This window comes from Arthrobacter sp. Cza30 (assembly GCF_059090765.1).
In genome coordinates this window covers 317,588-341,711 of the sequence record NZ_JBNHGA010000002.1, presented here as the reverse complement: position 1 = coordinate 341,711, position 24,124 = coordinate 317,588, and the positions used below count along the sequence as shown (strand labels likewise).

Below are 24,124 nucleotides of genomic sequence, written 5' to 3'. Positions count from 1 at the left end.
TTTTGGCTGCTGCCGCTCTCCTCCGCCCTCCCGGTGGCCCGGGCTGCGGTCGGAACTTCTGCTGCTTATACCTTCTTCTCCCGGGAGAAGAAAAGACTTTTGCGCATTTTTCCGGCGGCGGACTGTTGCATAATCAGCATGCTTATGTTCTCTTGGGGGAGAAGCGGTTTGGGTCGCGCACTTCCCGAGAAGATGGTGGGCTTCTGATGCAACACAACGAGAAAGACATTCAGGTTCTGTTCCGCAAGGCGAGACGCGCCAGGGGGTCCCTCCGCGCCGCCTTGGAAGAGGAGCTGGTGCTGGGGCACCTGGGCATTGCCGAGGGGATCGCCCGCAACTATTCGGGCCCGGGCAGGGAGCTCGATGACCTGAACCAGGTGGCGCGGCTGGGGCTGCTCAAGGCGGTCCGCGGTTTTGACCCCGAGCACGGCGCGGACTTCCGCGCCTACGCCGCCCCCACGGTCCACGGCGAACTGAAGCGCTACCTTCGCGACAGTTCGTGGATGATCCGCCCGCCGCGCCACCTCCAGGACCTGCGGACGGCGGCGATCAAAATGACGTCCGAACTCGCCCAGCGGCTGGGCCGCGAACCTGGGCTTCAGGAGCTGGCCGACGCGCTCGTCGAAAGCCCGGAACTGGTCGCCGAAGCCCTCAACTGCCACGGCAGCCTGCGTCCGGAATCACTGGACGGGACCCCCGAGGGGCAGGGGTTGGCCGAGACGCTGGCTGTCGCCGACGGCGGGACCGAACGGACCGAGGAACTGTTAATGCTTCGGGGCGCCATCCGCGAGCTGGAACCGCAGGAACGGCAACTGCTCTTCTACCGGTACTTCCAGGAGGAATCCCAGCGCCGCGTCGGCGAACGCATCGGCATGACCCAGATGCAGGTGTCCCGCGCGCTGGCCAGGATCCTGGTCAAACTCCAGCACCGGGTGTTGGGGGAACGGCAGGCCCCCGCCCGGCAGCGAATGCGGACGGCGTAGCGACCGGCAGTTGCGCCACGGCGGCCAGGACGTCCTCCGGGCCGACAGCCAGCAGGGCGGGGTCCGGGTCCGCGGAAAACGTGTCGCCCAGCCGCAGGCGCTCATCGGTCAGGACCGTATGGGGGCCGGGCGGCGGACCCCAGACGCTGACCGGTGCCGGCCCGAATATGACCACCGACGGCCGGGCATAGGCCGACGCCAGGTGGGCGGCGCCGGTATCGGCGGAAATGACGAGCGCGGCCTCGGCGATCGCCGCGGCAAACTCCGCCAGCGGCAGCGTCCCGGCGACGACGGTGTCCTGGTCCAGCCCGGCCAATTCGGCCACGGCCAGTGCCCGCGGCCGTTCCGCCGTGCTGCCGGTGAACAGGATGCGGTGTCCTTGGGCTGCCAGAACCCGGGCGACGGCGGCAAAGCGCTCGGCCGGCCACAGGCGGCTGCCGTAGGCGGCCCCGACATGGAGGACCGCCGCTCCCGGGCAGGGGCTCGGGACGGCGGGTTTGTCCAGCCGGTAGTCGAGCGAATCCGCGTCGATCCCGTGCCACTGCAGCAGCCGTGCCCAGCGCTCGCGTTCGTGCACGCCTTCCGGCCATTCGGGGCCGTCCCAGCCGGGGGCCCGGTGGCCGATGCGCCGGGCAGGCCGCACGGCTTCCAGCCGGCCGCGGCTCTCCGGCCCGTTGCCGTGCAGGTTCACGGCGATCTCCACCCGGCCTGGCGCCAGTGCCAGCGGGACATCTAGTCCATGCGTGGTCAGCAGGTCGTCCACCGCGCCGGTTAGTCCGAGGATGGGCCGCAGCCAGGCCTGCGCGGCGTAGATGATCCGGTGTTCGGGGTACGCCGTGCGCAGTGCCCGCAACGCCGGAACCGCGACCAGAAGATCGCCCAGCTTGAGCGCCCGGAGTACCAGCAGTTCCGGGCGTCCGTCCCGTTCGAGTCCTTCAGGTTCTGCCACTGCACCCGTCCTTCCTTCCGGCTGTGCCCATCCTCCCAGATGCCCGCACGGCACGCTTCCGGCGGCAGCCGTTGCCGCGGCGGGAAGTGTGCGACACAAAAGTAGTAGCAGGAGAAGTGTTTAGGTCGGAGCCGTGCTGGGAACAGTGCTGGTATGAGCACCACTGCCGCATACTCGCCGCGGGCCATCCTGTTCGACCGGGACGGCACGCTGGTCACGGACGTGCCCTACAACCCGGATCCCGCGAAGGTCCGGCCGGTGGCCGGCGCCCGCGCGGCGGTCGATGCGGTCCGGACCGCCGGATTGCCGTGCGGGGTGCTCACCAACCAATCAGGCATCGGCCGCGGCCTGCTGAGCCGCGAACAGGTCGACGCCGTCAACCTGCGGGTGGAAGAGCTGCTGGGACCGTTCGACGTGTGGGAGATCTGCCCGCACAACCCGGACGACGGGTGCCCCTGCCGGAAACCGCAGCCCGGCATGATCCTGGCGGCCTGCCGCCGGCTCGGGCTCGATCCCGCGGAGGTCGCCTACGTCGGCGACATCGGGGCCGACGTCGAGGCCGCTGCCGCTGCCGGCGCGACCGGCGTCCTGGTACCGACCCCCGTGACCCGGCGCGAAGAGGTCGCGGCGGCGCCGCTGGTCGCCGAAGACCTCACCGCCGCCGTGTCGCTGCTGCTGGAGGGCCGCCCGTGAGCCGCGTACTGGTGGCGCGGCTGGACAGCGTCGGAGACGTACTGCTGGCCGGCCCGGCGGTGCGGGCGATCGCCGCAGGCCGCGGCGGCGATACCCGCGACGTCATGATGCTGTGCGGCCCGCAGGGCAAAGCTGCCGCGGAACTGCTGCCCGGCGTCGCGGGCGTCTTCAGCTGGGCCAGCCCGTGGATCGTCGACCCCGCGCCGCCGGCGACCCGGGAACACGTGGCCGCGCTGGCGGACTGGGTGCGGGCCTCGGAGATTTCCGAGGCCGTCATCCTCACGTCCTTTCACCAGTCGCCGCTGCCCTTGGCGCTGCTGCTGCGGCTGGCCGGCGTCGGGCGCATCACCGGCGCTTCCGTCGATTACGCCGGGTCGCTGCTGGATCAGCGGCTCCGGCCCGGCGAGGACTTCCCGGAGGACCAGCCGGAGGCCGAACGGGCACTGCAGATCGCCGCGGCCGCCGGGTACCGGCTTCCGGCCGACGACGACGGCCGGCTGCAGGTGCAAGGCATCCCGGATACCACTGACCTGACCGGCATCGGGCCTTACATCGCCGTGCACCCCGGCGCCTCGGTTCCGGCGCGGGCCTGGCCGCCCCTGCACCACGCCGCCGCCGTCGAACTGCTGATCGGCGCCGGCTACCGCGTGGTGGTCACCGGCGGTCCGCAGGAGCAGGACCTGACGGCCACGGTCGCCGTCCCCGGCGCACTGGACCTGGGCGGGAAGACCGACCTGCGGAGCCTGGCCGGGGTCCTGGCCGGCGCGTCCGCCGTCGTGACCGGAAATACCGGGCCGGCCCACCTGGCCGCGGCCGTGGGCACCCCGGTGGTGTCCCTGTTCGCGCCGGTGGTTCCGGCGGTCCGTTGGGCACCGTACAAGGTTCCGCTGGAGTTGCTCGGGGACCAGCAGGCGTCCTGCCGGCTCAGCCGGGCACGCAATTGCCCGGTTCCCGGGCATCCCTGCCTGTCCCAGGTGGCGCCCGAGGAAGTGCTCGAGGCTGTACAGCGGCTGACCCGCGACGTGACGTACTTGTCCGCGCGGAGAAAGACGAGGAACGCATGAAGATTCTGCTCTGGCATGTCCACGGCGGCTGGACCGACGCTTTTGTGCGCGGCCGCCACGAATACCTGCTGCCCGCCACCGCCGAGGGCGGACCGTGGGGCCTGGGCCGCGCCGGCCGCGACTGGCCGTCGTCGGTCCGGGACGTGCACCCGGACCGGCTGCGTGACGAGGACCCCGACGTCGTGGTGCTGCAGCGGCCCGAGGAAATCGAGCAATGCGAGCGGCTGTTGGGCCGCCGGCCGGGCCGGGACATCCCCGCGGTGTTCCTGGAGCACAACACCCCCAAGGGGGACGTGCCCAACTCGCTGCACCCGCTGGCCGACCAGCAGGACATGACCGTCGTGCATGTCACCCACTTCAACCGCCTGTTCTGGGACTGCGGAACCGCGCGGACCACGGTGATCGAGCACGGCATCGTGGATCCCGGCCGGCTCTACACCGGGGAGCTGGAACGCCAGGGCGTGGTGGTCAACGAGCCGGTCCGCCGCTGGCGCGTGACCGGAACGGATCTGCTGCCGGCCTTCGCCGAGGCAGGACCACTGGAAGTGTTCGGCATGGGCACCGACCAGCTGGGCGCGGCCACCGGGCTGGGCCCGGACAAGCTGCACGTGCGCGGCGACCTGCCCGGCCCGCTGCTGCACGCGGAACTGGCCCGCTGCCGCCTCTACCTGCACCCGCTGCGCTGGACCTCGCTCGGCCTGGCGCTGCTGGAAGCCATGCATCTGGGCATGCCGGTGGTGGTGCTGGACAGCACGGAGGCCGCCCGGGCCGTGCCGCCGGAAGCCGGCGCCATCTCAGCCGATGTGGACCAGCTGCGCCGCGAAGCGGCCCGGCTGCTGAAGGACCCGGACGAGGCCGCCGCGCGGGGCGCCGTCGCGCGCGAGGCCGCCCTGCGGAACTACGGGCTGCAGGCCTTCCTGGACAACTGGGACAGTCTGCTGGCAGAGACCACCACGCGCGCCGGCCGCGTCATTGCCGCCAACGAGAGGAGAGAGCCGTGAGGATATCGATGGTTTCCGAACATGCCAGCCCGCTGGCGGCGCTGGGCGGTGTGGATGCCGGCGGCCAGAACGTGCATGTGGCGGCCCTCTCCGCCGCCCTGGCCCGGCGGGGCCACAGCGTGAGCGTCTACACCCGCCGCGACGATCCGATGCTTCCCGCCCGCGTGACGATGCGGCCGGGAGTGGAAGTGGTCCACCTCAACGCCGGACCGCCCGAACCGGTCTCCAAGGATGAGCTGCTGCCCTTCATGGGCCAGCTGGCCGACGGGATCAGCGCGGACTGGGCGGACGGCCCGCCGGATCTGGTGCACGCGCACTTCTGGATGTCGGGTGTGGCGGCCCTCGACGCCGCCCGCCGCCCGGGAAGCCGCCCGGTGCCGGTGCTGCAGACCTTCCACGCGCTCGGCACCGTGAAGCGGCGGCATCAGGGCGCGCAGGACACCAGCCCGGCCGAACGGGAGTGGCTGGAACCATCCGTCGGCCGCAGCGTGGACCGGATCATCGCGACGTGCTCGGACGAAGTGTTCGAATTGGTCGCCATGGACATCCCGCGCGGCAACATTTCCATTGCCCCCTGCGGCGTGGACCTGGGACTTTTCAAGGCCGACGGGGAGGTCGAACCGCGCGGCCGCACCCACCGCATCGTCACGCTGGGCCGTCTGGTTCCGCGCAAGGGCATCGACCTGGCCGTCCAGGCCCTGCGGTTGCTCAAGGACCAGGGACTGGACGACGTCGAACTGATCGTGGTCGGCGGCGCCTCCGGTGCCACCGGACTGACGGCCGACCCCGAGGCCCAGCGGCTGCGCGGCCTCGCCCGTGAGCTCGGCGTGGAAGACCAGCTGGTGCTGCGCGGCCAGTTGCCCCGGGAAGAAATCCCGGCGGTGCTGCGCAGCGCCGACGTCGTCGTCTGCGCGCCATGGTACGAACCGTTCGGAATCGTCCCGCTGGAAGCGATGGCGTGCGGCGTTCCGGTGGTCGCGGCCTCGGTCGGCGGGCTGATCGATACCGTGGTGGACCGCAAGACCGGCCTGCACGTACCGCCGCGCGACCCGGAGGCGGTGGCCGAAGCCGTGGCCGAGCTGCTGGCGAATCCCCAGCTGCGCCGCGACCTCGGCCGCGCCGGCCAGCAGCGCGTGCGGAACCGCTACTCCTGGGACCGGGTGGCCGCCGACACCGAAAAGGCCTATCACCTGGCGGTCAGCCGGAGCGCGGGCGCCGTCGCCGCCGGCGTCCGGCAGCTGGAAGGGGAGGCACTGTGAAGCGCCCAGCCGCCATGGCCAAGACAGCAGCACGGACCACGGCACTGGCCACCGCCGCGGCCCCGGCCGCCTCCGCCGCCCCCGCCGGCCCGGCCGACACGGCGGCTTACCTGCGGCCGCCGGCACCGGGGCCCGCCCTGGTCCCGGTGCCGGCGACCGGCCAGGAGCCGGCCGGGACCGAAGCGGTGGACGCGGTCCTGGCGCACCTGCAGGCGGTGGCACCGGCGGTGGAGTCGCTGCGCGCCCAGGCCGGCCAGCTGGCCGGCTGGGGGACGGAGCTGGCCCGGCGGCTGATGGGCGGCGCGCGCCTGCTGGCGGCCGGCAACGGCGGCTCCGCCGCGGAAGCCCAACACCTCACCGCCGAACTGGTGGGCCGTTTCGACGGCGAACGCCGGGCCTTCTCCGCCATCTCGCTGCATGCGGAAACCTCCGCGGTCACGGCCATCTCCAATGACTACGGCTTCGACCAGCTGTTTGCCCGGCAGGTGCTGGGCCACGGGCGGGCCGGCGATGTGCTGCTCCTGCTGACCACCAGCGGCAAGAGCGGGAACTTGCTGCGCGCGGCCGAAGCTGCCCGCAGCATCGGCGTGACCTGCTGGGCGCTGACCGGCCAGGCACCGAACCCGCTGACCCTGCTGTGCGACGACTACGTGGCAGTGGAGGCGCTGCCGGCCAATGTGCAGGAGGGCCACCTCATGGCGCTGCATGCCCTCTGCCGGGCGTTCGACGCCGAGGTGGCGCGCCTCGAGGGAGGCGCCGCGGCTGGGCGCGGGCAGGGAGGCCGGGCATGAGGATCGTGGTGGTGGGTGACGTATTGCTCGATGCGGACGTGGAAGGAGCGGCAACCCGGCTGAGCCCGGACGGACCGGTGCCGGTCGTTGATGCGGCCGAAACGACCTACCGCGCCGGGGGAGCCGGGCTGGTGGCACGGATGCTCGCCCGCGACGGCCGGGACGTCCTCCTGGTCACGGCACTGTCCGACGACGGCGCTTCCTCCCGGCTGCGCGACGCCCTGGACGGCATCCGCGTGGTCGCCGGACCATCCGGCGCCCCCACGCCGGTGAAAACCCGGATCCGTGCCGGCGGGCAGTCGGTGGTCAGGGTCGACGAAGGGTGCGCACCGGCACCGGTGCCGGTACCGACACCGGACATGCTCGACGCGCTCGAGGCGGCCGACGCCATCATCGTGGCGGACTACGGCCGCGGCCTGGCGGCCGCACCCGGGCTGCGCGACGCCCTGGCCACGCTGGTGCACCGGATCCCCGTGGTGTGGGATCCGCACCCGGCAGGCCCGGCCCCGGTCGAGAGCGTGGCCGCGGCTACGCCCAACCTGCCCGAAGCCCTGCGGATCGCCGGACTGCGGGACAGCGGGACCCGGGAGGCCGCGCTGGCCGCGGCGGACCTGCGGGCACGCTGGAACAGCCGCGCCGTCGTCGTCACGCTGGGCGCGGAAGGGGCTTTGATCCAGGCCGACGGCGGCCTGCCGCAGGCCGTTCCCGCCCCGACGCTGGACCCTGCCGACACCTGCGGCGCGGGGGACCGGTTTGCCGCCTCCCTGGCGGTGGCGCTGGCCTCCGGGCGGCCGCTGGCCGAGGCGGTGGAAGAGGCCGTCGGGCAGGCGGCGGCCTTCCTCGCCGCGGGCGGGGTGGCGTCGCTTCGGCAGGAAACGGCCCCGGTCCAGCTGCGCGGTCCGGGGGTGGACGCCATGCGGGTCGCCGCGCAGACCCGCGAAGCCGGCGGCACGGTGGTAGCCACCGGAGGCTGCTTCGACTTGCTGCACGCCGGCCACGCCAGGACCCTGGCCGCCGCCCGGAAGCTGGGCGACTGCCTGATCGTCTGCCTTAACTCGGACGATTCGGTCCGCCGCCTCAAAGGCGAAGAGCGTCCGATCATGAACCAGGAGGACCGCACCGAGCTGCTGCTGGCGCTGGAGTGCGTGGATGCGGTGCTGGTCTTCGACGAAGCCACCCCCGAAGCGGCGCTGGAAAGGCTGCGGCCGGACATCTGGGTCAAGGGCGGCGACTACACCGCGGACCAGCTGCCCGAGGCGCGCCTGCTGCAATCCTGGGGCGGGCAAACCGTCACAGTGCCCTACTACCCGGCGCGTTCCACCACCGGCCTGGCCGCCGCCCTGGCGAAGGTCGGCTGACCCGGCGGACGGCTCCGCCGATCCGGCGCGCCCCGAACTGAAGAATCCCGAACCTGAGGAGGAAAACATGAGCATTGCCCCAACGAACCCCGGGCGCGTCCTGGTCACCGGCGGAGGCTCCGGCCTGGGAGCCGCCGTCGTGGAGGCGGTCCTTGCCGCCGGCGGCACGCCGGTCGTGCTGGACCGAGACGTCAGCCGGGTGGGCCGGGCCAAGAGCATCGAGGTGGACGTCGCCGACCGCGCCGCCGTCGAAGCGGCCGTGCAGCAGGCCGCCGACACCCTCGGCGGGCTGGACGCCGTCGTGACGGCTGCCGGGATCGACCGCTGCGGGCGCCTGGAAGACGTCCCGGCCGAGGAATGGGAGAAGGTCATCGGGGTCAACCTGATGGGCACCGTCTCCGTGGTGCGCGCGGCCCTGCCGCATTTGATGTCCACCCACGGGCGCGTGATCACGGTCGCCTCGTCGCTGGGGATCAAGGCGGTCTCCGACGCCACCGCCTACTGCGCCTCCAAGTTCGGCGTGGTCGGCTTCAGCCGGGCGCTGGCGGCCGAAACCCGCGGTCAGGTCGGAGTGACCACCATGATTCCCGCCGGCATGAAGACCAGGTTCTTCGACGACCGGACCGAGCAGTACAAGCCGCAGGACGACTCCCGGCTTAACGATCCCGAACGCGTGGCCGATGCCATCATCTTCGCCCTGTCACAGCCGAAGGGCTGCGAGGTGCGCGAGCTGGTCATTTGCCACGAAGAAGAAGACTCGTGGCCCTAAGCTGGCGCAGGTCCGCGTAGACATCCTCTGCGCGGACCTGGTCCGTCAGGGAGAATTCGTGGCTGCAGCGTTCGGCGGTCCAGCCCACCTGGCTCAGGTCGGCCCCGCAGGCCGGGCACTGCGTCATCCAGGACATGTGGACCCGGTGCATGGTCCGGCCCAGCGCCCCGGCCATGATCATGTTGCCGGCCCAGTAGATGCCCACCGTGGGTGTTCCCACCGCCTGCGCCAGATGCCGCGGCCCGCTGTCGTTGCCGACCATCACGTCACTGGCGCGCAGCACGGCGGACAGTTCATCCAGTTCCAGCCGGCCCGCCACGGAGTCGATGCTGCCGCCGCCGCCGGCACCGGCCGCCCCGCGGGCCAGGCCCACTACTTCCCCGGCCAGCGCCACGTCGGATTGGTCGCCTACCACCAGGACCTGGCATCCGTCGTCGGCCGCCCACGCGGCCACCTGGGCAAACTCCGACGCCGGCCACCGCCGCCGCGGGTCCGTGGCACCCGGGTGGATGGTCACCAGCGACGGCCGGCCTTCCTCCAAGAGCCCGGCCAGCAAGGCCTCTTCATCGGCCAGGGGCTGCAGTTCCGGCTGCAGCGCGGCCGGAGACGCGCCGGCCAGGCCCACCACCTCCAGCGCGCGCAACACCTCGTGCTGGTAGTACACGTAGGGGATGGTGCGCTCGAGCGCGGCCGCGTCCGGGGTCCGGGTGCCCACCGTGTGCCGCGCGCCCAGTTCCAGCAGGAACGGGTTCGAGTTCCGGCCGCCGCCGTGCAGCTGCACGGCCAGATCGAACTGCTCGCCCCGCATCCGCTGGTGGAACCGGCCGATGGCCTGCGGGTCCTCCGGTCCCGGGCGAACCCCGTGCGCGAACGGCAACGGTTCCACCCGGTGCACCGGGCCCGGCCTGCCGCGGAACAGGGCGGCATGGGCCTCCGTGCCCAGCAGGGTCAGGCTGGCCTCGGGATAGGCGGCAGCCAGCGACTCGAGTGCCGGAACCGAAAAAAGGACGTCGCCCAGTCCTCCACCCCGGAGCACCGCAATCTTCCGCACCCCCTCGAAGGGCTCCAACACCGGCCCGATGCCCCGGCCATGCCGGGCCTCGATACTGAGCCTCTGGTCACCGAAAGCGGCGCCGCCTGTGGGAGAACCAGCCATCTCCACCTCCTGGATTAACGTTCCGCGCTGCGGCGCATCCACCCGGCGCCCGGGTACCGTGCCTGCCGCAACCCCCTGTGACCCGCCCCCGCGGGCCGCCTCGTGAACTTCACCCTAAGGGGCATTCGAGCCGCTGGCCAGAGCCGGAATCGGGACCCGAGGCAGGAACCGGCCCGCAGGAACCGCCCGCACCGGGCGTGCCTGAAACCGCGCCGTGTGTCTTAAACCGGCGGCGTGTCTGAAACCGGGCGATGGGGGGTAGGGAACCAGTACCACGCGTTGTTGCCGGTGTTGCGTGCCCGCGGGCACTGCACTGTGCGGCCGCGTGACCGTGGACTTTGGCCAGACACCAACGGGCAGGCCCAGGCCGCCTTGGAGGGGAGTAGCAATATGACCACCGATTCCGATACCGCCCGGGACCTTGCCATTCTGGAGGTGCACGACCCGCGGGACGGCAGCCTGGTGGGCGTGCTGGAGGAAGCCAGCTCCGACGAGGTGCGGGCCGCCGTCGCCGCCGCCAAGGCGGCGCAGCCCGGCTGGGCAGCCACCGACGCCGCCGCCCGCGGCGAACTGCTGGAAGCGGCCGCGGCGGCCTTGCAGGAGCACTCGCAGGAGCTGGCCGCGATGAACGCGCGGGAGACCGGCCGGCCGGAACACGAAGCCCTGGAAGGCGTGCTGGCCGGGGCCGGGACCCTGCGCCAGTACGCCCAGCTGGGCCCGGTGCACCGCGGGCGCAGCCTGCGCGGCGGTTCGCTTGCCGCCGACTACACCGTGAACGAACCGCGGGGCGTGGCCGTTGTGCTCACGCCGTGGAACGATCCGGTGGCCGTGGCCGCCGGGCTGCTGGGTGCCGCGCTGGCGACGGGAAACACGGTCCTGCACAAACCAAGCGAACGCTGCCCGCATCTGGGTGAGCTGCTCGGCCGGATTCTCTCGGAGGTGCTGCCGCCGCAGGTCATGACGACGCTGACCGGCGGCCCCGCGGTCGGGGCGGCGCTGGCCGGCCACCCGGACGTCGATGTGATCGCGCACGTCGGATCCAGCCTCACCGGCGCCAGGATTGCCCGGGCCGCGGCGCTCACCGGCGCCCATGTCATCCGCGAGAACGGCGGAAACGATCCGCTGATCGTCGACGCCGGCGTGGATCCGGCGTGGGCGGCGGAGCAGGCGGCCATCGGGGCGTTCGCCAACAGCGGCCAGATCTGCACGTCGGTAGAGCGCATCTACGTGCACCGCGACGTCGCCGGCCCGTTCTGCGAGGCGCTCGCCGCCGAAGCCCGCAAACGCAACGACGACGGGGCGATGGCGCCGCTGGTGGACCGCAGGCTCCGGGACAGCGTCAACGCCCAGGTGGCCGAGGCGCTCTCGCTCGGGGCGACGGCCGCCGAGGGCGGCTCGGTTCCAGAGGGTCCGGGCGCCCACTATCCGGCCACCGTGCTGCTGGACTGCACGGACCGCATGACCGTGATGCAGGAGGAGACCTTCGGCCCGGTGGCCCCGGTCCGGGTGGTGGACAGCTTCGACGACGGGCTTCAGCTGGCGGCGGAGGGCCGGTACGGCCTGGCCGCCACGGTGCTGACCGCGGACCTGGAACATGCGCACCGAGCCGTTGCGGGGCTCCAGGTGGGCACGGTCAAGATCAATGCCGTCTTCGGCGGCGCCCCGGGCGGCTCCGCCCAGCCCCGCCGGGACAGCGGCGACGGGTTCGGCTACGGCCCCGAACTGCTGGACGAGTTCAGCGCCGTGAAGGTGGTCCACGTGGGCCTGCCCGGCGGGGTGCGGCCATGAGCACGCCCCTGTCGGACGTCTCCGGGCTGGCCGGCTGGCTGCCGTCCCGGCTGGCGGAGGCCGCACCGCGGGTCACCGTGGTCGGTGACGTCATGCTGGACGGCTGGTTCAGCGGCCGGATCGAACGGTTCTGCCGGGAAGCCCCGGCGCCGGTAGTGGACATGACCAGGCGGGAGTACGCCCCGGGCGGCGCCGCCAACACGGCCATGAACCTCGCCGCCCTCGGGGCCCGGGTGCGCATTCTCGGCCTGATCGGCGGGGACGACGCCGGACGGCGGCTGGCTGCCCTCCTGCAGGGTGCGGGGGTGGACATCTCGGGGCTGGTGGAACACGAAGACGTCCTGACCACCACCAAGTACCGCATCATCGGCGGCGACCAGATCATGCTGCGGCTGGACGAGCGCACGGAGCGGGTGCCGGAAGCGGCGCAGGAGCAGCTGGCCGCAGCAGTGCCGGACGCGCTCGCCGGCAGCGACGCCGTGGTGGTCTGCGACTACGGTTCCGGCGCGTTGGGCGGTCCCGTGCGCAGCGTGCTGGCCCGTCACCGCGGCGGCCGGCTGCTGGTGGTCGATGCCCACGACCCGCGGCCCTGGTCGGAGGTTGCGCCCGACCTGGTCACGCCCAATGCCGCCGAAGCTGCCGCGCTGCTGGGCGTGACGCTGGATCCCGACACGGACCGGGCCGCCGCCCTGGCAGGCCACGCCCGGGAGCTGCTGGACGCGACCGGGGCGGGCGCCGCCGTCGTCACCCTGGACAAGGACGGCTCCTTCCTGCTCACACCCGACGGCGGGACCCACCGCACCTGGGCCACCCCGGTCACCGAGAAGCAGGCTTCGGGCGCCGGCGACACCTATGTGGCCTGCCTGACCCTGGCGCGGGCCGCTGGGCTGCAGCTGAGCACCAGCTTGGACCTGGCCCAGGCCGCCGCGGACGTCGTGGTGCGCCGGCGCGGCACGTCGGTCTGCAGCACCACCGACCTCGCCTCGCACCTGGGCACCTTCTCCGATGCCGCCCTGGATGCGGAGGCGCTCGGGCAGGCGGTCGCCGCGGAGCGGGCCTCGGGCAAGCGCATTGTGCTCACGAACGGGTGTTTCGACGTGTTGCACCGCGGCCACACCCGCTACCTGAACCAAGCCAAGCAACTGGGCGACGTGTTGGTCGTGGCGCTGAACAGCGACGCATCTGCCCGGCGGCTGAAGGGACCGGACCGGCCGATCAACCCGGCCGCCGACCGGGCCGGGATCATCGCCGCGCTCAGCTGCGTGGACTACGTGACCGTGTTCGACACGGACACGCCCATCCCGCTGATCGAAGCGATCCGGCCCGACATCTACGCCAAGGGCGGGGACTACTCCCCGGAGATGCTCGAGGAGACGGCCGTGGTCGAAGCCTGCGGCGGCGAGGTCTGCATCCTGGACTATGTGTCCGACCACTCCACCACGGCGGTGGTCCGCCGGATCCGCGGCTCGGCGCCCCCGGCGGAGACGGGTTCGGCCCCGGCCTCGGGAGCGAATCCGACCCCGCCCGCGGGAGTCGATTCGGCGTGAGCCGCAGGAGTTCGGCCAGCTGGGCCCTGGCGGCACCGGAAACAGGGCCGGAGCTGGAGGTGTTGGTGCCCAGCTATGGCCGGGAAGCGGAGCTGGCGGTGACTCTCGCCGGGTTGGCGGCGCAGGACGGCCCGGCGTTCTCCGTCATCGTCAGCGACCAGACCGACGGCGCCCCCGCCTGGGAGCACCCTGCCGTCGGGGCGATGATCCGGGTGCTGGAAGCCCAGGGGCGCCCGGTCCGGCTGGAGCGGAATCTGCCCCGGCGCGGGCTGGCCGAGCAGCGCGACTTCCTGCTCCGGCTTGCCACCGCTGAACTGGTGCTGTTCCTGGACAACGACGTGTGGCTGGAACCGGGCATGCTGGTCCGGATGACGGCGGCCATACGGGAGGCGGGCTGCGGATTTATCGGTGCCGCGGTGCAGGGCATGTCCTACCTGGACGACGTGCGGCCGGGGGAGCAGGAACCCTTCGAGCTGTGGGACGGTCCGGTGCGGCCCGAGCGCATCCGCCGCGAGGACCACCGGTTCGGCCGCTGGCAGCTGCATAACGCGGCAAACCTGACGCACATCGCCGCCGAGTTGGGCATCCCGGACGGCGGCTGGCGGCTGTACAAGATCGCGTGGGCCGGCGGCTGCGTGCTGTACCGGAGGCGTGCGCTGCTGGAGTGCGGCGGGTTCGGGTTCTGGCAGGAACTGCCGCCGGCCCACGCCGGGGAGGACGTGGTGGCGCAGCTGAGGGTCATGGAACGCTACGGCGGTGCCGGCATCCTGCCATCCGGCGCCGTCCACCTGGAATCGCCCACCACGGTCACCGATCGCTCCACGGAAGCCGCGGACGTGGTGCTGCGGGACTAGTCCCCGGGCGGCAACCTACCCCGCGTCCTGCCACCCGCCGCCGACCGTGTAGCTGGCGACCAGCGTGCCCGCCCCGGGCTGCATCGAGTCGTCGGGATCGTCATAGAGCTGCGCCGCGTCCGCCTTGCTGTTGGACAGGATGGACTCCGCCGCCTCCTTGGCCTCCGCCAGCGAGGCCCCGAACACCTCGCTGCGGGCAGGCAACTGGTCGGTGCGGACGATTTCCGCATCGGTTTCGCTCAGCGGAACCGTATAGCCGCGGTGCTCGTCGCTGACCGGAAACTCGAAGCTTCCCCCGTCCGGCGCGGCCGGGATGGTGTACTCCAGGTAATAGGACAAGGCGGTGCTCCTTTCGGTGCTGGTCGGCCGCCGGCCGGTCCTTCGCGGGCGGCGGCCCACGCCCAGCCTGTCACAGCCGAAATCCGGTGCATAGGCCGCGAAGGTCCTAGCCCATCCGGCGGGGCGATCCGGCCCCGGCCGCCTCCGATTCGCCCGCGGCCCGTTAGCCGTGCACCGTCGTCGTCGTTAGACTGGCAGGTGCGTAAGGGAGTATCCAGATGCGCTGCAGCCGTCAACACGTAGGGCACCGACGCCCGGCCGGTTGCAGTGGCCGGCCGTGCCGGAGGAGAGACTTGCGGGCTTACCGCTACCCGCTTACGAAAGGAAACACATGAGCGTTTCTCCCCTGATTTGGGGCATCACGATCGCCGTTATCGTCGCGTTGCTCGCCTTCGACTATTTCTTCCACATCCGCAAGGCGCACGTGCCGTCGCTGAAGGAAGCCGCCATCTGGTCCGCCCTGTACGTGGGCATCGCCATCGTCTTCGGAATCCTGGTGCTGATCTACGGCGGCGTGGACATGGGCTCCGAGTACTTCGCCGGCTACATCACCGAGAAGGCGCTCTCGGTGGACAACCTGTTTGTCTTCCTCATCATCATCGCCAGTTTCAAGGTGCCGCGCGAAGACCAGCAGAAAGTGCTGCTGTTCGGCATCGTGTTCTCGCTGATCGCGCGCACCGGGTTCATCTTCCTGGGCGCCGCGCTGATCAACACCTTCGCCTGGGTCTTCTACGCCTTCGGCCTGATCCTGATCATCACGGCGGGCAACCTGCTCAAGCCCGGACACGACGGCGGCGAGGCGGACAACTTCATCATCCGGCTGGCCAAGCGCTTCTTCCACACCACGGATTACTACGACGGCGACAAACTGTTCACCGTCAAGGACGGCAAGAAGGCGATGACGCCGATGCTGCTGGTCATGGTGGCCATCGGCGGCACGGACATCCTGTTCGCGCTCGACTCGATTCCCGCGATCTTCGGCCTGACGCAGAACGTCTACATCGTCTTCACGGCCACCGCCTTCTCGCTGATGGGCCTGCGCCAGCTGTACTTCCTGATCGACGGCCTGCTGGACCGGTTGATCTACCTGTCCTACGGCCTGGCAGCGATCCTGGCCTTCATCGGCGTGAAGCTGATCCTGCACGCACTGCACGAGAACAACCTGCCCTTCGTCAACGACGGCAACCCGGTCCCCGTGGTCGAGATCAGCACCGGACTCTCGCTCACCGTCATCATCGGCATCCTGATAATCACCGTCGTCGCCTCGCTGCTGAGCAAGGCCGGCAAGGCACAGAACGCCATCAACAACGCGCGGCGGCACGCAATCAACTACATGGATCTCTCCTACACCGCTGACCCGGCAGAACGTGAACGCATTTACCGGCTGCTGGTGGAAGAAGAGCGCCAGATTGTGCAAATGGAACCGAAGTACCGCAACAAGGCCAAGGACGTGGACATCATCCGCGAACAGGTGGCCGAGGCCCACCGCCAGCACGCGGAATACCAGCGGAGCTAGGGCCGCCCGGGCCGGCCGGCCCCGGGGATCGGGACCCCAAAAGGACGTCCCGCCCGGGGCGCCGGCGGGCCCGGAGCGCCGTTCCAGCGCTCAAGCGCCTCCGGCGGACAACGTCGGAAAACCGGCCCGGCGGACGGATTCGCCGGGGCCGGTAGGGACGGGATCGGGCCCCCTTCAAGGGCAAAACGTCCGGTGCTACCGTGAGGTTCTACTGATCAAGAAAACCCGCAGTTCCAATAGCAGGGAAGGTGATCACGATGACCGAGCAGGTCAATACGACCCACGCGGCGAACAAGAGGTACGCCGAACTGTACAAGAAGCCGGGGCCTTGGATCACGGTCTACGTGGACGCCAGCACGGGCACCGTGGATTCCCTGCGGGCGGGGGATGTGCTGCCGGACAGGCTGCGGGAATCGCTCGAGAAGCAGGGCGCCGCGAAGGCGGACATAGCGGCCGTGATCGAGGCCGTTTCCCCGGCCACCGGCGTTCCGTCTCCGGTCTCCCGCTTTGTGCTGGTGCGCGGCGGTGAGGCCGAAATCAACGAGGTGCTCCCGGGCGAAATGTCCGGTACGGAGGTGGTTCACACCGGCCCGATTCCGGACCTGGTGCCCCTGTTGAAGGCCCGCGGCGACGACTTCCCGTACGTGGTGGCCGAGGTGGGCCGGGACGGCGGCGAGGTCCACCTGCAGTACGCCCGCCGAAACGGCGTGGTGGAAACGAGGACGGTGGAGGGCGAGCGGGAGAACCTCACGAAGGTTCCCGGCGGCGGCTGGTCCCAGGGCCGCTATCAGCACCGCACCGAGGAAATCTGGCGCAAGAACGCCGATGAGATCGCCGCCGAGATCGACCGCGTGGTGCAGGCCAGCAGGGCGCGGCTGCTGATTGTGGCGGGCGATATCCGGGCCCGGGAGCTTGTGGTCGATCAGCTCTCCGAGGCCAGCCGGGCGATCGAAGTCACCATCGAGTCGCACACACGCACAGGCGGCGCGGACAAGGACGCGCTCCGGGCCGAAATAGCCGCCCGGGTGGCCCATGTGTGGACGGAGCAGCGCAAAGCCATCCTGGACCGCCTGGCCAACCAGACCGGGCAGGCCCATCCGGAGTGGACGGCGGGCCTGGGCGAGTGTGTCCGGGCCCTGCAGCAGGCGCAGGTCGGCACGCTGCTCTTGAACGACGACGCCCTCGCCGATCACCACGTGCATGCCCTGACGGCCGAACCGTGGATCGCTACGGCCGGCGAGCAGGCCGTCAACGGCGACCTGCTGGCCAAGGTACCTGCCCCGGCGGCGCTGGTCCGCGCCGCGGCGCTGACCGACGCGCGTGTGACCATGGTCCCCGAGGGAGCCCTGCCGGGAGGCAAAAGCATAGCGGCGCTGCTGCGCTGGCCCACCGGCCCCGACGTGCCGGGCGGCTAACGCCTCATCGGCGGCCGAATGGCTAGACGGCCGAGGCGCTGAATCCTCCCAGTGCCAGCGCCACGGGCACCGCGGCGGCGGCTGCCCCGGCGTGCGGCCGGCAGGCGGACGGATACGGCAGTGCCGGCCGGACCTCCACCGCGGCCTGCCCGCTGAAGAGCTCCGGCAACCGGTAGCCGAATCCCTCGGCGGCGTCGAGCAATCCTGCCGCCAGCTGTGCGGCCTGTTCCTGGAAGCCGGTGCGCAGCAGCCCCATCACAGTCCACGCGGTCTCCTGCGTCCAGACCGCCCCCGCGCGGCGGCGGGTGGGCCAAAACCCGGGGTTCGCCGTCGACAGGGTCCGGACGCCGTAGCCGGAGAACAAGGTCCGGTCCATCAGCCGCGCGGCCACCGTCCGGGTCTCCTCGGGGTTCAGCAGTCCCGTGCCCAGCAGGTGTCCCATGCCGGACCCGACCCCGTCCACCCGCTGCTTCCGTTCGTCGAGTGCCATCGCTGGGTACGGGCCGGCGTCGTCGGTGCACCAGAACCGGCTGCGGAAGTTCTCCGCCAGCCGCGACGCGTAGTCGCGCCACTCGGCGCCGGCGTTCATTTCGCCGAAGTAGTCGAGCAGCACGGCCGCGGCACGGGCCGCCTCGTAGGCGTAGGCCTGGAGTTCGGCCGGCGCGACGGTTCCGGTGGCTGGCCTGCCGTCCAGATAGTGGTAGGCGGCCCGCGTGTCGCCGGACCCCTGGTGTCCCGGACCCTGCAGGGCGGGAACGGGCGCCTCCAGGAAGCCGTCGCCGTCGGGGTCGCCGTCGATGCGCAGCCAGTCCAGCGCGGCCTCCAAATGGGGCAGCAGGTCCCGGACGGCATCCTCCGGCATCCCCGAGTGCCAGGCGTCGTGCAGCAGCACGATCCACAGCAGCGTGGCGTCGGGCGACCCGTACAGGACCGGGGGCAGTTGCCGGACCGCAGCGTCGGCGGGCATCGACAGGCGGCGTTGCCGCACCTCCTGGACCATCAGGCCGGGCTGTTCGCCCGATTCCGCCGACTCGGCCGTGCCCTGCCAGGCTGCCACCGCCCGCAGCGTCCCTTCCGCTACCGCGGCGTCGACCGGCAGCAGCAGCCGGGCGGCAACCAGCGCCTCCCGGCCGTACAGCGTCAGGAACCACGGGGCCCCCGCGGCCAGGAAGACGTCGCCCGGGGTTTGGCGCCCGGCCATCCGCAGGCTGTTGAGGTCGGTCACGGAGCGGCTCATCAGCCGTTGCAGCCGGGGATCCCCGGCCAATGACGGCGTGCGCAGCGGGGGCGCGGCCGCGCCGGTCAGGGGAGCCTCGGCGTCGTCAAGCTCCAGGCTCCAGGACAGGACGACGACGGCGCCCGGCTTGAGCCGTTCCGTCCACTCCAGCCGGACCAAGCTGCCGTCGAAACTGACCCGGGCGCCTTCGGCCGTCAGCGCGGCGCGTGTATTGTCCCGCCAGCTCCAGACGGCGTCGCCGGGGGCCACCGAGCCGGCCTCGCCCGCGGCGCCGGCGCGCACCTGTTCCAGGGGAATGGCATCGGCCACCAGGTCGACGCGGACCTGGAGTTCCAACTCGTCCTCGAGTGCCGACGTGAACGTCAGCGCCTCGGCCAGCCGGCCGCCTTCCGCCGCCCGCGAGCGGTTCAGGGTGACCAGCGGATCGGTCCCGTCTTCGGCGGTCCGGATGAAGGAGAAGAAGTCGGCGCGTCCGGCCGAGCGCGACTGGGTGGAGATCCACTCCGGTTCCTGCCCGTTCACCGCCAGCAGGCAGCGGGCCAGCACCCGGTCGTCCCCGCAGTAGACCCCTTGGGCTCCGGTACCCCTGATCTGCCCGTGGGGCTCGCTCCAGGCTTGGACGGGTGCCGCAAATACTCCCGTGAGATCGTGCAGGTACGGCTGGCGGTAGACCATGGAATCATCTTGGCAGCATCGGCGGCGGCGGAACAATCTTCGGCCGGCCGGACACCGGCCGGCTGGAGTCAGGCGACGGTGTCGGAGGCGCCCCGCCCGCCGGGTGTCCAGGACAGGTGGATCAGGACCCCCTCCGCCGTCTCTTCGATCACCAGGCGCAGCTCATCGCCATAGAGCTCCCGCGGCCCGGCGGGGCCGCTTTCGCTTTGCTGTACCAGATCGGCCAACGCGGCGGCCATCGCCCGCCCCCAGTCCTGGTGGTTTTTGCTGTTGGCGGTTGCGGTGGCGGTATAGGTGGCGTTCATTCTGCGCACATCCTGACTGCACGTTTAGAACCTGCCGCACGACGCTGTGCCGCAGGTCCCATCAGAGTAGCCAGCACCGGTGACCCCGATCTACCTTTTCGCGTACATTACTCGTATGTGACGTTGGTCATACGCGGCAGGGGGTCATGATGAGGGGCAGCGGTCCCGGGGGAGCGGTCCGCGACGAAGCGGTCCGCAGGTTGCGGGAGGACATCCTGGCGGGCGGTTTGGAGCCGGGCTCAAGGGTCACCGTTGCCGGGCTCGCCGGCCGCATCGGTGCGGAGGAAGCCTTGGTGCGCGACGCCGTCGGCGATCTCACGCAAGAAGGCCTGATCGAGGCCACCGGCCACGAACACCGGATCGCCAATCCCGGTCCCCAACAGGCCATCCAACTCCTGGATGTGATGGGCGTGGTGCTAGTTGCGCTGTTCGAGCGGGCAGCCCCGCGGCTGTCGCCTGAGGAGATCGACACCATGGCCGCGATGGCGGACGACCTGAGGGCGGCGATCGACCGAGAGGACGTGCTGGGCGCCTACCGCGCCGTCGGCAGCCTGGTAACCGTCATCCTTGGGGCGGCGGATCATCAGGAACTGAGGGCGGTTAACATGCACGTGCTCGACCGCTCGCTGGCCCGGTTGCACCTGTTCCAACACGCCGTCGCCTATCCTCTCTGGGCCGACGGCTGGCGCGAGACCGTGCAGTACCTCCAGCGGGGGCAGCACGAGGCGGCGGTGGAGCGGCTGCGCCAGACATTCTGGATCCTCGCCGAAGGGCTGGGCCAGGAGGGTTCCTAGCCCGCCTGCCGGGCAGCCGGGCCGCGACGGGATAAAGTGATTCCTTGCCGGTTTTGATCCCGGCCGCCCGCCCGGCCTTTCGACCCATGGACCACGCTTGCCCTCGCCCGCACAACTGACCGCCGACGCCCCACCGAGCCCCGATTCCCCGCCGCCTCCGGATGCCCGCCCAGGGGCGGGCCCCGCTCGGCGGCCGCCCGCCCCATTTGCCGGCCGGCTGACCGTGCTCGTCGGCGTCCTGCTGCTGGCGCTCAACCTGCGGCTGGCTGTCTCCGGCGTGTCGCCGGTGTTGGCGGATATTGCCGCGGATCTGCCGTTCGGCACGGCCTCCACGGGTGTGCTGGGCATGCTGCCCACCGCCGCCTTCGCCGCTGCCGGGTTCGCCGTTCCGTTGCTGATGCGCCGGATCGGTATGGAAGCGCTGCTGCTCGTGGCACTGGGCATGGCCGCCGTCGGCCAACTGGGCCGCGCCATGGTCTCCGATGTGCCGGCATTCCTGATCCTGTCCGGCCTCACCATGGTTGGCTACGGGATCGGCAACATTTTGCTGCCGCCGCTGGTGAAGCGCTATTTCCCGGACCGGATGGGCCTCATCACCGCGCTTTACGTGACCTTGCTGGCGGTCGGCACGGCGCTCAGCCCGCTGCTTGCCGTGCCGCTTGAGCAGGCTGCGGGCTGGCGGTTCTCGATCGGGGTGTGGGCGGCCGTGAGCGTGGCCGCCCTCGTGCCGTGGCTGATGACCGCGTGGACGGAACATTGGCGCCGCCGCACCGCGCGCCTGGTGCTGCAGCCCTACAGGCCCGGCGGCTTGGATATCCATCCGCCGGATGAGGGCAGCGCCCAGCAGCCGGCCGGTCCCGGGCCTGCCGTTGGTCCCGGTACGGGAGTTGGCCCCGGCGCTGCCGGCCCCGGGCCTGGGTCCGGCCCCGGGCTTGGGTCCGGCCCCGCAGGGCCCGGCGGGCCGCCCGCTGCGGAAGCCTCGTGGCCCGCAGCGGAAGCCCGGGCCGGTTCCGTCGGGACGACGGCGGTCCGCGTCTGGCGCTCGTCGGTCGCCTGGGGCCTCGCCCTGGTGTTTGCCGGCACCTTGTCGAACATGTTTGCCATGTTCACGTGGTTGCCGCCGTTGCTGGTGGACAGCGGGATGTTGCCCGCGACGGCGGGCACCATGCTGGCCTACTACGCCATCCTGGGCCTGCCCACCAGCCTGTTGGTGGTGCCGCTGATCGCCGGGCGGCTGCGCAATCCGCTGGGCCTGGGCCTGCTGTTCATCGGCTTCTACGCGGCCGGATACGCCGGGCTGCTGCTGTCACCCTCGTTCGGCACCTGGTTGTGGATCACCCTGGCGGGGCTCGGCCAGGGCACCTTTGCGCTGGCCCTGCTGCTGGTGAACCTCCGGACCCGCACCACGGCCGGCGCGGGGCGGCTCTCCGGGTTCGCGCAAGGCATCGGCTACACGGTCGCCTGCGCCGGCCCGCTGATGTTCGGGCTGCTGCGCGAGGCCAGCGGCGGCTGGGGTGCCTCCTTCGGACTGCTGGGCGGTGCCTTGCTCATCCTGGCCGTGGGCCTGGTCATCGTGGGGCGGCCCCGCTATCTGGAGGATTCGGCCCGGGATGAATAGCGGCCGCTTAGGCACAGCCCGTGGTTGGATGGGGAAATGCCGAGCCATGCCCGCGTATCCCCGCCCAAGCTTGAGCCCGGTGACCGGGTCGCGGTTCTCTCCCCGTCCTTTGCTGCCCCGGGGTTCGCGCCGGATGTCCACGAGCAGGCGATGCGTCGACTCAGCGCCGAAACGGGGCTGGTCCCCGTGGAATACCCGACGACCCGGAAGCTTGGCGCTTCCGCCGCGGAACGCGCCGCGGATCTACACGCCGCTTTGTCCGACCCGGCTATCCGGGCCATCCTCGCGACCATAGGCGGCGACGACCAGGTAGCCCTCATTCCCCATCTGGACGCCGGCCTCGCCGCCGCGAACCCCAAGATCTTCATGGGCTACAGCGACAACACGAACCTCTTGAACTGGCTGTGGTCGCTCGGGATAGCGGGCTACTACGGGGGCTCGACCCAGGTGCACCTCGGCGCCGGACCGCACATTGACGACCAGCACCTCGCCTCGCTGAAGGCCGCGCTGTTGACGGGCGGTGAGCTGGAAATTATGGACCCGGGAGAGTCCGAGGACTTCGGGCCGGACTGGCTGACGCCGCAAGCCCTTGTCGACTTCGGCGAACGGGAACCCACGCAGCCGTGGACCTGGGCGGGGCCCGAGCGGGAAGCGACCGGCCGCACGTGGGGCGGCTGCCTGGAAGTCATCGATCAGCTGGCCATGGCCGACCGGCTTCCGCCTCGGGAAGCCCTCGAGGGGTCGATCCTGATCCTTGAAACCAGCGAGGAGTTGCCTCCGGCAGCGTGGGTCAAGAGATGGGTCCGGGCATTGGGGGAACGGGGCGTCCTCTCGGCCGTGGAAGGAGTGCTCGTCGCCCGGCCGCCGGTGAGCAGTCACGGTACGGTCCCGCCGGCGGAGGAGCGGGCACGGCTCCGCGCCGCGCAACGCGATGCAGTCCTCGCCGAGATGAAGCGCTACAACGACCACGCCGTCGTCTGCGTCGGAGTCCCGTTCGGCCATACCCGTCCGCAATGGATCGTGCCCTACGGCGGGACAATGCGGCTCAATGGCCGAGATCGAACCATCACGGCCGATTACAGTTGACCGCCGGGTGGCAGGCGGTCCGGGCGGCGGATGCGCGGGCACCGGGACCGCCCCCCCTGCCGGCGGGCACGCATTCCTCGCCGCGGCCCCGGCCGGTAAGCTGGCGCCACAGTCGACCGGCGGGAGGCGCCATGAAGTTCAACGACCTGCTCGCAGATGCCTACGGCAGGATCCAGGAACGCGTCCACTTCGTGTTGGACGGGCTGGACGCCGGACAGTTGGCCACCCGGCCCGGCGGCGACAGCAACTCGATCGCCTGGCTGGTCTGGCATCTGACGCGCATCCAGGACGACCATATTGCCGATGTCGCCGGCACGGACCAGTACTGGCTGACCGGCTGGGCGGAGCGGTTCGACCTGCCGCTGCCGCGAAAAGACCATGGCTACGGCCACACGTCCGAGCAGGTAGCGGCCGTCCGGGTCGAATCGGCCGACCTGCTGCGCGGCTATTACGACGACGTCCATGCCGGCACCCTGAAGTACCTCGCCGGGCTGAGCGAGGATGACCTGGACCGGATCGTGGACACCCGGTGGGACCCGCACGTCAGCCTGGGGGTGCGGCTGGTCAGCGTCCTGGACGACTGCCTGGAGCACATCGGGCAGGCCGCCTACGTGAAGGGCATGCTCTCGCGCACCGAAGCGTAGCCGCGGCCACGCGGGTTCCGGCGCCCCCGCGGCGGCCGCACACCGCGCCGTCGGGCGTCGCCGCCTTGTTGCCCGCCAGCCGCTGGACTACCATTCAAGGAGTCAGACACAACTGCATACAGCCTTCGACATGCGGCGGGAGAGTCCTGCTGGGTACCAGTCAGCAGGCGCCGTAGGAGCAATACCTCCCCAGGAATCTCTCAGGCCCCTGTACCGCCGCGGAGAGGCAACTCTGGAAAGCAGCCGGACCGTTCAGGACCGGCTCACCGACGGTGCAAGCAGG

At 71.1% G+C, this 24,124-nt stretch carries 22 protein-coding genes and 1 riboswitch; of the genes, 17 read left to right on the top strand and 5 right to left on the bottom strand.

Features of this window, described 5'->3' with window-relative positions; genetic code table 11:
* The first annotated feature begins 206 nt into the window (after positions 1 to 206).
* Positions 207 to 983, top strand: a complete 777-nt coding sequence (locus AC5RVZ_RS06850) for a sigma-70 family RNA polymerase sigma factor (RefSeq protein WP_494065023.1) — start codon at positions 207 to 209, stop codon at positions 981 to 983.
* On the opposite strand, the gene AC5RVZ_RS06845 is transcribed toward AC5RVZ_RS06850, so the two are convergent.
* Positions 916 to 1,932, bottom strand: a complete 1,017-nt coding sequence (locus tag AC5RVZ_RS06845) for a glycosyltransferase family 9 protein (RefSeq protein ID WP_494065022.1) — start codon at positions 1,930 to 1,932, stop codon at positions 916 to 918. The genes AC5RVZ_RS06850 and AC5RVZ_RS06845 overlap by 68 nt on opposite strands.
* Positions 1,933 to 2,085: 153 nt before the next feature.
* Between AC5RVZ_RS06845 and AC5RVZ_RS06840 the strand changes: the two genes are divergently transcribed.
* The 7 genes from AC5RVZ_RS06840 to AC5RVZ_RS06810 all read left to right on the top strand — a co-directional run bounded on the left by AC5RVZ_RS06840 (position 2,086) and on the right by AC5RVZ_RS06810 (position 8,867).
* Complete coding sequence (locus tag AC5RVZ_RS06840) at positions 2,086 to 2,625, top strand: D-glycero-alpha-D-manno-heptose-1,7-bisphosphate 7-phosphatase (protein ID WP_494065021.1); 540 nt, start codon at positions 2,086 to 2,088, stop codon at positions 2,623 to 2,625.
* Positions 2,622 to 3,689 carry a glycosyltransferase family 9 protein gene (locus AC5RVZ_RS06835; protein ID WP_494065020.1) on the top strand — a complete coding sequence of 356 codons (1,068 nt, stop codon included), beginning with the start codon at positions 2,622 to 2,624 and terminating at the stop codon, positions 3,687 to 3,689. Before AC5RVZ_RS06840 ends, AC5RVZ_RS06835 begins: the two co-directional genes overlap by 4 nt.
* Complete coding sequence (locus AC5RVZ_RS06830) at positions 3,686 to 4,690, top strand: glycosyltransferase family 4 protein (RefSeq protein ID WP_494065019.1); 1,005 nt, start codon at positions 3,686 to 3,688, stop codon at positions 4,688 to 4,690. The genes AC5RVZ_RS06835 and AC5RVZ_RS06830 overlap by 4 nt, the downstream gene beginning before the upstream one ends.
* Positions 4,687 to 5,949, top strand: coding sequence for a glycosyltransferase (locus AC5RVZ_RS06825; RefSeq protein ID WP_494065018.1), 1,263 nt, complete (start codon positions 4,687 to 4,689; stop codon positions 5,947 to 5,949). The genes AC5RVZ_RS06830 and AC5RVZ_RS06825 overlap by 4 nt, the downstream gene beginning before the upstream one ends.
* Complete coding sequence (locus tag AC5RVZ_RS06820; protein ID WP_494065017.1) at positions 5,946 to 6,740, top strand: D-sedoheptulose-7-phosphate isomerase; 795 nt, start codon at positions 5,946 to 5,948, stop codon at positions 6,738 to 6,740. Before AC5RVZ_RS06825 ends, AC5RVZ_RS06820 begins: the two co-directional genes overlap by 4 nt.
* The gene (locus AC5RVZ_RS06815; protein WP_494065016.1) at positions 6,737 to 8,098 is read left to right on the top strand and encodes a PfkB family carbohydrate kinase; all 1,362 of its coding nucleotides are present in this window, start codon (positions 6,737 to 6,739) and stop codon (positions 8,096 to 8,098) included. The genes AC5RVZ_RS06820 and AC5RVZ_RS06815 overlap by 4 nt, the downstream gene beginning before the upstream one ends.
* Before the next feature lie 67 nt (positions 8,099 to 8,165).
* A complete protein-coding gene (locus tag AC5RVZ_RS06810) occupies positions 8,166 to 8,867 on the top strand; it encodes an SDR family oxidoreductase (protein ID WP_494065015.1) in 702 nt (233 codons plus the stop codon).
* On the opposite strand, the gene AC5RVZ_RS06805 is transcribed toward AC5RVZ_RS06810, so the two are convergent.
* Positions 8,833 to 10,023 carry a glycosyltransferase family 9 protein gene (locus tag AC5RVZ_RS06805; RefSeq protein WP_494065014.1) on the bottom strand — a complete coding sequence of 397 codons (1,191 nt, stop codon included), beginning with the start codon at positions 10,021 to 10,023 and terminating at the stop codon, positions 8,833 to 8,835. The genes AC5RVZ_RS06810 and AC5RVZ_RS06805 overlap by 35 nt on opposite strands.
* 390 nt (positions 10,024 to 10,413) lie before the next feature.
* Between AC5RVZ_RS06805 and AC5RVZ_RS06800 the strand changes: the two genes are divergently transcribed.
* The 3 genes from AC5RVZ_RS06800 to AC5RVZ_RS06790 are packed head-to-tail and all read left to right on the top strand — an operon-like array spanning position 10,414 to position 14,212.
* On the top strand, positions 10,414 to 11,811 hold the full coding sequence (locus AC5RVZ_RS06800) for an aldehyde dehydrogenase family protein (protein WP_494065013.1): 1,398 nt from the start codon (positions 10,414 to 10,416) through the stop codon (positions 11,809 to 11,811).
* The gene (gene rfaE2 / locus AC5RVZ_RS06795; RefSeq protein ID WP_494065012.1) at positions 11,808 to 13,358 is read left to right on the top strand and encodes a D-glycero-beta-D-manno-heptose 1-phosphate adenylyltransferase; all 1,551 of its coding nucleotides are present in this window, start codon (positions 11,808 to 11,810) and stop codon (positions 13,356 to 13,358) included. Before AC5RVZ_RS06800 ends, rfaE2 begins: the two co-directional genes overlap by 4 nt.
* Entirely contained in the window at positions 13,355 to 14,212 is an 858-nt protein-coding gene (locus AC5RVZ_RS06790; protein ID WP_494065011.1) for a glycosyltransferase family 2 protein, read from the top strand. The genes rfaE2 and AC5RVZ_RS06790 overlap by 4 nt, the downstream gene beginning before the upstream one ends.
* A gap of 15 nt (positions 14,213 to 14,227) precedes the next feature.
* On the opposite strand, the gene AC5RVZ_RS06785 is transcribed toward AC5RVZ_RS06790, so the two are convergent.
* A complete protein-coding gene (locus tag AC5RVZ_RS06785; RefSeq protein ID WP_494065010.1) occupies positions 14,228 to 14,551 on the bottom strand; it encodes a hypothetical protein in 324 nt (107 codons plus the stop codon).
* 331 nt (positions 14,552 to 14,882) lie between these two features.
* Here AC5RVZ_RS06785 and AC5RVZ_RS06780 point away from each other — a divergent pair, with 331 nt between their 5' ends.
* Both AC5RVZ_RS06780 and AC5RVZ_RS06775 read left to right on the top strand, forming a co-directional pair.
* Positions 14,883 to 16,067: a TerC family protein gene (locus AC5RVZ_RS06780; protein ID WP_493978892.1), complete on the top strand. Its 1,185-nt coding sequence runs from the start codon at positions 14,883 to 14,885 to the stop codon at positions 16,065 to 16,067.
* 257 nt (positions 16,068 to 16,324) lie between these two features.
* Positions 16,325 to 17,482: a baeRF2 domain-containing protein gene (locus AC5RVZ_RS06775; protein WP_494065009.1), complete on the top strand. Its 1,158-nt coding sequence runs from the start codon at positions 16,325 to 16,327 to the stop codon at positions 17,480 to 17,482.
* 22 nt (positions 17,483 to 17,504) lie between these two features.
* On the opposite strand, the gene AC5RVZ_RS06770 is transcribed toward AC5RVZ_RS06775, so the two are convergent.
* Together AC5RVZ_RS06770 and AC5RVZ_RS06765 are read right to left on the bottom strand one after the other, a co-directional pair.
* Positions 17,505 to 19,394, bottom strand: a complete 1,890-nt coding sequence (locus tag AC5RVZ_RS06770; RefSeq protein WP_494065008.1) for a glycogen debranching N-terminal domain-containing protein — start codon at positions 19,392 to 19,394, stop codon at positions 17,505 to 17,507.
* Between the two features lie 68 nt (positions 19,395 to 19,462).
* Positions 19,463 to 19,699 carry a hypothetical protein gene (locus AC5RVZ_RS06765; RefSeq protein ID WP_494065007.1) on the bottom strand — a complete coding sequence of 79 codons (237 nt, stop codon included), beginning with the start codon at positions 19,697 to 19,699 and terminating at the stop codon, positions 19,463 to 19,465.
* A gap of 149 nt (positions 19,700 to 19,848) precedes the next feature.
* On the opposite strand from AC5RVZ_RS06765, the gene AC5RVZ_RS06760 reads away from it, so the two are divergent.
* From AC5RVZ_RS06760 to AC5RVZ_RS06745, 4 genes are all read left to right on the top strand, one after another.
* On the top strand, positions 19,849 to 20,493 hold the full coding sequence (locus tag AC5RVZ_RS06760; protein ID WP_494065006.1) for a GntR family transcriptional regulator: 645 nt from the start codon (positions 19,849 to 19,851) through the stop codon (positions 20,491 to 20,493).
* A gap of 223 nt (positions 20,494 to 20,716) precedes the next feature.
* Positions 20,717 to 22,111 carry an MFS transporter gene (locus tag AC5RVZ_RS06755; protein ID WP_494065005.1) on the top strand — a complete coding sequence of 465 codons (1,395 nt, stop codon included), beginning with the start codon at positions 20,717 to 20,719 and terminating at the stop codon, positions 22,109 to 22,111.
* A gap of 36 nt (positions 22,112 to 22,147) precedes the next feature.
* On the top strand, positions 22,148 to 23,197 hold the full coding sequence (locus AC5RVZ_RS06750; protein ID WP_494065004.1) for a S66 family peptidase: 1,050 nt from the start codon (positions 22,148 to 22,150) through the stop codon (positions 23,195 to 23,197).
* 131 nt (positions 23,198 to 23,328) lie between these two features.
* A complete protein-coding gene (locus AC5RVZ_RS06745) occupies positions 23,329 to 23,841 on the top strand; it encodes a mycothiol transferase (RefSeq protein WP_494065003.1) in 513 nt (170 codons plus the stop codon).
* Between the two features lie 126 nt (positions 23,842 to 23,967).
* Positions 23,968 to 24,067: riboswitch (glycine riboswitch) on the top strand.
* The last annotated feature ends 57 nt before the right edge of the window (positions 24,068 to 24,124 follow it).